Genomic DNA, 7,991 nt, shown 5'->3' with positions numbered 1-7,991 from the left:
CGCTCAGGGCGCGGGCCGCCGCCGGTGTCGGCGCCGCCGCCGTCCTGGCACTCGCCGCGACCGCGCTCGCCCGGACGGGGCGGGCCGCGCCGCGCCGCGCGGCACCGGAGACCGGCGACGGGGCGGCCAACACCCTCACCGGGGGCGTGAGCGGCGGCACCGTGGTCCAGGGGCGGACCCTCACCGTGCACCAGCCGAGGCACCACACGGTCATCGACACGCAGATCGTGCACGCGCCGACCGCCGGGCCCGACTGGCCCGTCGTCGTCGGGGTCCTGCCCAACGAGGCCGACCACTTCCAGGAGCGGGACCTGACCGGCCGGATGGACCGCGCGGCCCGGGGCCGTCCCGGGACCGTGCCGGGCCTGGTCCTGACGGGGATGGGCGGGGCGGGCAAGACCCAGCTCGCCGCCCGCCACGCCCGCGCCCTCCTGGCGAAGGAGCTGCTCGACCTGGTGGTGTGGGCCCCCGCGGCCGAGCGGTCCGCCATCACGCAGACCTACGCCGACGCCGCCCGCCGGGTCGTCTCCGGCCACGTGGACGAGGACCCCGAACGGGCGGCCCACCAGTTCCTCGCCTGGCTCCAGACCACCGACCGCCGCTGGCTGGTCGTGCTGGACAACCTCGACGTCCCCCGGCACGCGAGCGGTCTGTGGCCGCCCAGCACCACCACCCCCGCCGCCGACGATGACTCCCCCGGACCCCAGGGCCGCCTCGTGGTCACTACCCGCCGCACCGACACCGCGCTGGCCGGTCGGGGACGCACCTTCGTCGATGTCGGCACCTACGCGCAGCCGGAGTCCCTCGCCTACCTGGCCACCGCGCTCCACGACCTCCCCCGCACTCCCGGCGAAGCGGAGCTCAGTGCCCTGGCCGACGAACTGGGCCACCTGCCGCTCGCCCTGTCCCACGCCGCCGCCTACGTCCGCGACCGCAGGGACGGCATGACCTGCGACTCCTACCGCGCACTGCTCCGGGACCGGCGCCGCACCCTGGCCGGTGTGTTCCCGGAGAGGGAGAGCCTGCCCGACGACGGGGCCCGGACGGTGGCCACCACCTGGGCGGTCTCCGTCGAGCACGCGAACACCCTTGCACCCGAAGGGCTGGCGCGGCCGATGATGCGGCTGGTCAGCGTGCTGGACCCCACAGGAGTCCCCGCCGCGGTCCTGACCTCGGAACCCGTTCTGGACCACCTCCACCGCGCACGCCCCGACGGTCCGCGGCCCACCGCCCAGGACGCCGACGACGCCCTGTCCGCGCTGGCCAGACTGCACCTGGTCACCCGCACGGGCTTCGGGCGGGACGCCGTGGTGGGCGCGCACCGCCTCGTGCAGCGCGCCACCCGGGACCACCCCGCGACCGCCGTCGACCGCGACACCGCGCACACGGCCGCTGAGGCGCTCCTGTCGGTCTGGCCGGTGCGCGTGCACGCCAGCCCACCGGGACAGCGGCTGCGCGCCAACGCCGCCGCGCTGGACGAGTACGGCGGCGAGTGGCTGTGGGAGGGCGGCGCGCACCGGGTGCTGTTCGCGCTCGGGAGCAGCTTCGGCCGCTCCGGCGCGCTCTCCCAGGCCGCGGCCCGGTTCGAGTCCCTGGTGGAGGCCGCCGAACTCCGGCTGGGCCCCCGGCACCCGGACTCGCTGGCGGCCCGCCACGAACTCGTCCTGTGGCGCGGCATGGCGGGCGAGGCCGCCGACGCCGCCCGGGGCTTCCGGGACCTGGCCGACGACATGACGCGGGTCCTGGGCGCCGACCACCCCCAGACGCTGGCCGCCCGGGTCCAGGCGGCGCGGTGGCGCGGACGGGCGGGCGACCCCGGAGGCGCGTGCGAGGCGCTGGAGGACCTTCTGCCGGGCCTGCTGCGCCGTCTGGGCCCCGACCATCCCGAGGCGCTGGCCGCGCGCGGCCACCTGGCCTCCTTGAAGGGCCGGGCGGGTGACGCCCGGGCCGCCTTCGAGGCCTACCGGTCGCTGATCGGGGACCACCGGCGCGTGCTGGGCCCCGACCACCCGAGCACCATGGTCATCCGCAGCCAGACCGCCCGGTGGCGGGGGAGGACGGGTGACGTCGGCGGCGCCGTCGCGGGTTTCGAGGCGCTGCTCCCCGACCAGTTGCGCCTCCTGGGGCCCGGCCACCCCGACACCCTCAGCACCCGCGGTCAGATCGCCGCCTGGCGGGGCGTCCAAGGAGACCACGCGGGCGCTCTGGACGGGCTCGGCGAACTCCTGACCGACCAGGTACGGTATCTGGGCGCCGACCACCCCCACGTACTCACCACCCGCCACAGCCTGGCCCGTTTCCGCGGCGAGGCGGGCGATCCCGTGCGGGCGGCCGAGGCGATGGAGGCCCTTCTGCCCGACCAGTTGCGCGTCCTGGGGCCCGACCACCCCAAGACCCGGGAGATCGGGGCCGACCTGGAGCTGTGGCGCCGGAGGGCGCGGGTCGGCGGGGGAGGGTGACGCGCCCGGTCGGCGAGGTTGTCGATCAGCGCCGAGGTGACGTCCCCGGTGGAGGCGCCGCCGCCCACGTCCGCGGTCAGCGCGCCCCGGGCGCACGCCGCCCGGACGGCCCGCCGCGCGGTGTCGGCACCGGTGGCCGTGCGCCTCAGGCCTTGATCTCGCGGAACCCGGGGACCCCGGTGAGGAGCACGACCGCCTCCCACAGGCGCAGGGACTCCTCCAGACCCGGCGGCTCGGCGACGACGGGGCCGAAGACCGCCCGCGACGTGCCGTCGGCGCCGGTCAGGGCCAGGATCGGCGTTCCGACGCCGCCGTGCACGCGGCGCACGGCCTCGTGGTGGGAGGCGCGCAGGAAGGGGTCGTGCTCCCGGGAGAGACCGGCCCCGGCCAGGTCCTCGGGCAGCCCCGCCCGGCGCAGGGCGTCGGCGAGGCCGCTGATCCACTCGCCCTCGGCGGCGTCCTCCCCGGTCCACAGCGCCTCGTGGAACCGGCCGAGCGCCTCGTGCCCGTGGCCGCTCTGCACCGCCGCGCACACGCGGGCCGGGATCCACAGGTAGCCCTCCGTGTCGCCCTCGGGGTCCTCGTCGCGGCCCTCGTTGAGCACCGCCAGGCTCATCACCCGCCACCGGACCGTGACCGGGCGCTCCCGGGCGACCCCGCGCAGCCAGCGCGCGGTGACCCAGCTCAACGGGCAGGACGGGTCGAACCAGAAGTCGGCCGTCCAGGGCTCGTGGGTCATGGCGGGGCCTCCTCGTAGCGGCGTCACGGCCGCCCGAGCGTACTCTCCCCGGGCACCGGCGCGAACCCCGGGCGCACGCGCCGCGGCTCGGACGCGCCATGCCCACCGCCCTCCAGCCGGATCAGCAGCGCGTACACCGCGGCCCGCGCGATGGCCTGCTTGTGCGGCGCGACGGTGGTGAGGGAGGCCGCGCAGTAGCGGCCCAGGTCGAGCAGGTGCCGGCTGGCGGTGCGGGCGGCGGCCACGTTGTCGATGGCGACGTGGTCGTAGGGTGCGTCGTACTCGCGCTCGCCCGGCAGTACCAGAAGGGCGTCCTGCTCGCGTGCGAGCGGGTCCTCGTTCTCCAGCCCGATCGGGCTCAGGGTCAGCCCGTCGATCAGTCGGGCGCGGAAGCCCTGCGCGAACAGCACCTCCTGGCCCCTGCGGCCGTGGGTGCGGTCGAGCAGGACGATGCGGTCGGGCCCGGCGGCGTGGTTGATCACGGCGTCGGCGAGTTCGGCGAGAGAGCCGCTCTGGTCCGGGTTCTCCCGGGCGCTTTCCAGGACCCGGGCAGGCCGTTGTGACCGTGGTCTCATCAGGGGGGAACTGTTCTTCTCACGTTGTAGAGATCGCGACAGCTCCGCACACGTCGTCCCCTGCCGCTCCGGACCACGGGACGCGGCAGGCACGGGCACCAGCGGAAGCCCCAGGCCCCGGGCGCGGTCCAGTACCGCGTCCGAGGCCGTCCAGCGGGGCGTCCAGCGGTGTGTCCAGTCCGCCCTCCCATCCTCACCGTGGAGGCCGCACCCGTGCGGAACCGACTGGAAGGGAGCTTCGAATGTGGAACTCGGAATGGGTCCGCGCGCCGATCGGGATGGACGCGGGCCGGTGGACCACCTGGGACGGGTGCCGCCGCGTGCTGGCCGTGGCGTGCACGGTCGCCGACGCGCAGCGGCTGATGGACCCGGTGGCGACCGTGGCCTCCGACCCGCGCGTGCAGGTGGTCTTCACGGCCGCGCCCGACCAGGTGTTCGGGGCCGGGCTCGCCGCCTGGCTGGCGCGGGCCGGGGTCGTGGTGGTGCCCTGGCAGCAGGCGGTCAACACCCGCTTCGACCTGGCCCTGGCGGCCAGCGCCAGCCGCGTCCTGGACCGGGTCCACGCGCCCGTGGTGCTGTTCGCGCACGGCGTCGGCTTCAACAAGCTCACCCCCGCCCACCCGGGGGAACAGGGCGCGCTCGCCCGTGCCGCCTACGGCCTGGGACGCGAGGGCCTGGTCCGGGACGGCCGCCTGGTCGCGGAGCGGATCGCGCTCGCCCACGACGACGAGGCCCTGCGCCTGGCCTCCTCGTGCCCCGAGGCGGTCGGCGGCGCCCGTGTCGTGGGGGACGCCGCCGCGGACCGGATCCTGGCCTCCTTGGAGCGGCGCCCGTGGTGCCGCTCCCAGCTCGGGCTGGGCCCCGAGGACGTGTGGGTGGTGGCGGCCTCCACCTGGGGGCGGTCGTCGCTGCTGGGGTCCCGGCGGCCCCTGCTCGAACGCCTGGTCGTGGAGGCGGTCTCCGCGGCCTGCCGGGTCGGTCTGCTCGTGCACCCGAACGTGTGGGCCGCCCACGGCGACTGGCAGGTGCACCAGTGGCTGGGCCCGCTCATCGCCCAGGGGTTGGAGGTGGTGCCGGTCGACGCCGAATGGCCCAGCGCGCTGGCCGCCGCCGACGCCGTGGTGGGGGACCACGGCTCCACCACCGTCTACGCCACCCTGACCGGACGGCCGGTGCTGGTGGCCGACGACGGGCGCGCGGACGTGGACACGGCCTCGCCCATGGGACAGGTCCTGCGCACCCTTCCGCCCGTGAGCGGGGAGGCTGCGCTCGTGGGCCGCGCCCTGGGCCCCGTGGGGGAGGCCGAGCGGCAGGCGCTGCGCGCCGTGGCCGCCCGGATCACCTCCCGCCCCGGCCGCTTCGCCCAGCGCACGCGCACGGTGCTCTACGAGGTCCTGGGATTGGACGAACCCGACATCCTGCCCGCCGCGCGCCCGCTGCGCCCGCTGGGCTGGGACATGCGCGGGTGGGCGGCGTGACCCCGGAGGGCTTCCCGGTACGGGGCGGGCGGAAGGCTGTCGCCGAGCCCGGGGAGCACGTGCTCGCCGCCGACCCGTCCCGGGGGCGCGTCCTCGTGGTGCCGGGCGCCCCGGACCCGCTCCGGGGGCATCTCGCCGCCGGGCCGGACACCCCCATCGTCGCCGACCCGTGCCGCCCGGCCGACCGGCCGGACATCGCCGACGTCCTCCTGTGCGGCTGCGGGCACGCGGCCCCCTCCCCGGAGGAGGCGGGGCGCGCGCTGCTGAGGGCCCACCCGGGCTGCCTCGTGGCCGCCGTGCACGGTCCCGAGGGCCGCGGCGTCCTGGCCACCGGGTGGGGGCTCGCCCTGGTCACGCCGCTCGCCTGCGCCGGACGCGCCCAGTGCGGCGCGCACCGGTGGGGGACGGCCGCTGCCGCGGCCCTGGTGTACGCGTGGCTGGTCGGCGGTCGCGACCTGGCGGCGCTGCCCGGAACCGTGCTCAGGTCCGCGCGGAACCCGCCCCTCCCCCCGAGGCACGGGGCCGGCGCGGACGGCGGCCCCGCTCCGGAACGCGCCCCGGTCCCGGGAGGGTCGCACGTCCACGAGGTGTACGTTCGCGCCGCACCGTTCCTGAACAGTGAACACAAGTGACCCGGAGGCACGCTGGTAGCGCACCCGGCCGTGCTGGTCAGGCGTCGCGGCCGGTGCCGGGCGCTCAACCTCGCCCTTGTGCGGGTTTGGGCGGCTTCCCGGTCCAACGGCTAACAGCTCCGGTGACGGGGTCATCCCAACGCCTCCAGGCGTTTCTCCACACGCAGTCTGGCCGGGTCCGCGGGCGGCAGCAGCTCCACCGCCCCCTCGTAGGCCTCGCGGGCCCGGTCGGGCTCCCCTCGGCGTTCGGCGAGTTCTCCGATCGCCTCCAGGGCCTTGACCCGGCCGGAGGCCGAGCCTCGCTCGCGCATCACCTCCAGGGCCCGCTCCAGTTCCTCCGAGGCGGAGGCGAACTCCCCCATGGCGGCGAGGACGGTGCCCAGGACGATCCGGGTCCGCGCCTGGTTGTAGGCGTCCCCGTCCAGGAGGGGGAGGGCGCGCTCCAGGGCCAGGCGGGCCGGGCCGGGCTCCCCGAGGGCGTGGCGGGCCCGGCCGAGCATGAACAGGCTGATGGCCAGGTTGTGGGCGACCCCGGTCCGCTCGTCCGTCGCCACCGCCCGGGCGAGGTGGTCGGCGGCCTGTCCCGGGAGGTTGTTCTGGAAGGCCACGATGCCCCGGCGCTGCTGGGTCTGGGCCAGGCGTTCCAGGTCCTGGCGGCGCCGCCAGACCCGTTCGGCGGCGTCCAGGTCGGCCATCGCCTCCTCGACGCCGGAGAGGTGGCTGTGCACGAGCGCGCGGTTGTTCAGCAGCCGCGCGACCGTCGTCTCCTCCAGTCCGGCCGGGGGCTCCCCGAGCACGGGCGCGGCGGCACGCAGCCACAACCGCGCCTGGCCGTGGTGCAGGAACAGCGACCACAGGCCGTCCAGCAGGCGCGGCACGTGCTCGTGCGCTCCCAGCTCCGGCGCCAGTTCGGCCAGGGCGGCGAGGTTGTCGCGCTCCCGGTTGAGCCAGGCCGTGGCCTGCGCGGCGTCGGTGAAGGGGGAGCCCGGCACCGCCCGGTTGCCCGCGTAGGGCCGCAGCACGGCGTCGGCCGACACCGCCAGGTCGGCGTACCCGGACACCAGCCGCGCAAGCCACCGGCGGCGGGCGCCGGACTCCTCCTCGGCCTCCGCCTTCTCCGAGGCGTGCAGGCGCAGCAGGTCGTGGAACGCGAAGCGCTCGGCGCTGTGCTCGGTCAGCAGGTGGTGGCGGGTCAGGGCGGCCAGCCCCGCCTCGCACTCGGCCACCGGGCGGCCGGTGAGGCGGGCGGCGAGCTCACCGGTGACGTCGGGGCCCGGGTGCCAGGCCAGACGCCGGTAGAGCAGGGCGGGAAAGTCCGGGAGGGAGGCGTAGGACAGATCGAAGGCGTTGCGCACGGACACGTCCATACCCATTTCCCTGCTCGCGGCGTCCAGGTGGTCGAGCCGACGGGGAGCGCAGCGCAGGCGCCGCTCGGTGTCCCGCCAGGTCCGGCTGCGGGTGCCGTGGTCGACGGCGACCGTGCACACGGCCACCGGCAGCGCCGAACACAGGGAGACGACGCCGTGCATGGCCTCCCGGTCGGCCTCTCCGGCGGGGGAGCGGCCGCTGAGTTCGGAGAGCAGGGCCACGCCCTCGGCCCCCGTCATCGGCGGCAGGTCGACGAACTGTCCGCCGTCCAGACGCAGCCCGGCCAGTCGCAGGCGCGTGGTGACCACGACCGTGCCGCGGTCGCCCCCGGGCAGCAGGGCGCGGACCTGTGCCGCGGACAGGGCGTTGTCCAACAGCAGCGCGACGGGCGCGTGAGCGGTGGCCGACCTCCACCAGGCCGCGCGCGTGGCGAGGTCCGCCGGTGCCGTCCCGATCTGCACGCCCACGGCGCGGAGCAGCACGTCCAGCACGTCGTGGGGGTCGGCGGGCGGTCCGGGGGAGAAGCCGTGCAGGTCCACGAACAGCTGCCCGCCGCCGCCCAGTTCCGGGTGTGTGCGCAGGAACTCCGCCGCCAGGGCGGACTTGCCCACCCCCGCCGACCCCGTGATCACCACCAGCGCGTGGCGGCCACGGGCGCGGGCGTGCGACACGGCCGCCTCCAGCGCCCGCATCGGGCGGGGGCGGTCGACGAAGACGGCGGGCGCGGCGGGGAGTTGGCG

The 7,991-nt window shown here is 76.6% G+C and carries 6 protein-coding genes; 3 read left to right on the top strand and 3 right to left on the bottom strand.

Translation table 11 applies throughout. The features are described 5' to 3' along the window. On the top strand, window positions 1–2,459 hold a 2,459-nt coding region (locus ABD54_RS24045; RefSeq protein WP_047871815.1), incomplete at its 5' end, for a tetratricopeptide repeat protein. A gap of 145 nt (window positions 2,460–2,604) precedes the next feature. Here the strand turns inward: ABD54_RS24045 and ABD54_RS24040 are convergent. Together ABD54_RS24040 and ABD54_RS24035 are read right to left on the bottom strand one after the other, a co-directional pair. Next, complete coding sequence (locus tag ABD54_RS24040; RefSeq protein WP_047871814.1) at window positions 2,605–3,198, bottom strand: DSBA oxidoreductase; 594 nt, start codon at window positions 3,196–3,198, stop codon at window positions 2,605–2,607. Between the two features lie 23 nt (window positions 3,199–3,221). Continuing rightward, window positions 3,222–3,773, bottom strand: coding sequence for a hypothetical protein (locus tag ABD54_RS24035; protein ID WP_235432177.1), 552 nt, complete (start codon window positions 3,771–3,773; stop codon window positions 3,222–3,224). Between the two features lie 242 nt (window positions 3,774–4,015). Here ABD54_RS24035 and ABD54_RS29420 point away from each other — a divergent pair, with 242 nt between their 5' ends. Both ABD54_RS29420 and ABD54_RS24025 read left to right on the top strand, forming a co-directional pair. Beyond that, a complete protein-coding gene (locus ABD54_RS29420; protein ID WP_047871813.1) occupies window positions 4,016–5,251 on the top strand; it encodes a hypothetical protein in 1,236 nt (411 codons plus the stop codon). Then, a complete protein-coding gene (locus tag ABD54_RS24025) occupies window positions 5,248–5,883 on the top strand; it encodes a hypothetical protein (RefSeq protein ID WP_235432178.1) in 636 nt (211 codons plus the stop codon). The genes ABD54_RS29420 and ABD54_RS24025 overlap by 4 nt, the downstream gene beginning before the upstream one ends. 131 nt (window positions 5,884–6,014) lie before the next feature. Here ABD54_RS24025 and ABD54_RS24020 read toward each other — a convergent pair. Continuing rightward, window positions 6,015–7,991, bottom strand: a 1,977-nt coding sequence (locus tag ABD54_RS24020; protein WP_047871811.1) for a tetratricopeptide repeat protein, incomplete at its 5' end; no start/stop codon positions are given.

The sequence above is a fragment of the Nocardiopsis sp. RV163 genome, from assembly GCF_001029525.1.
GTDB lineage: Bacteria > Actinomycetota > Actinomycetes > Streptosporangiales > Streptosporangiaceae > Nocardiopsis > Nocardiopsis dassonvillei.
Note: the sequence above shows the minus strand (reverse complement) of the source record. Positions and strands in the feature narration are given on the sequence as shown.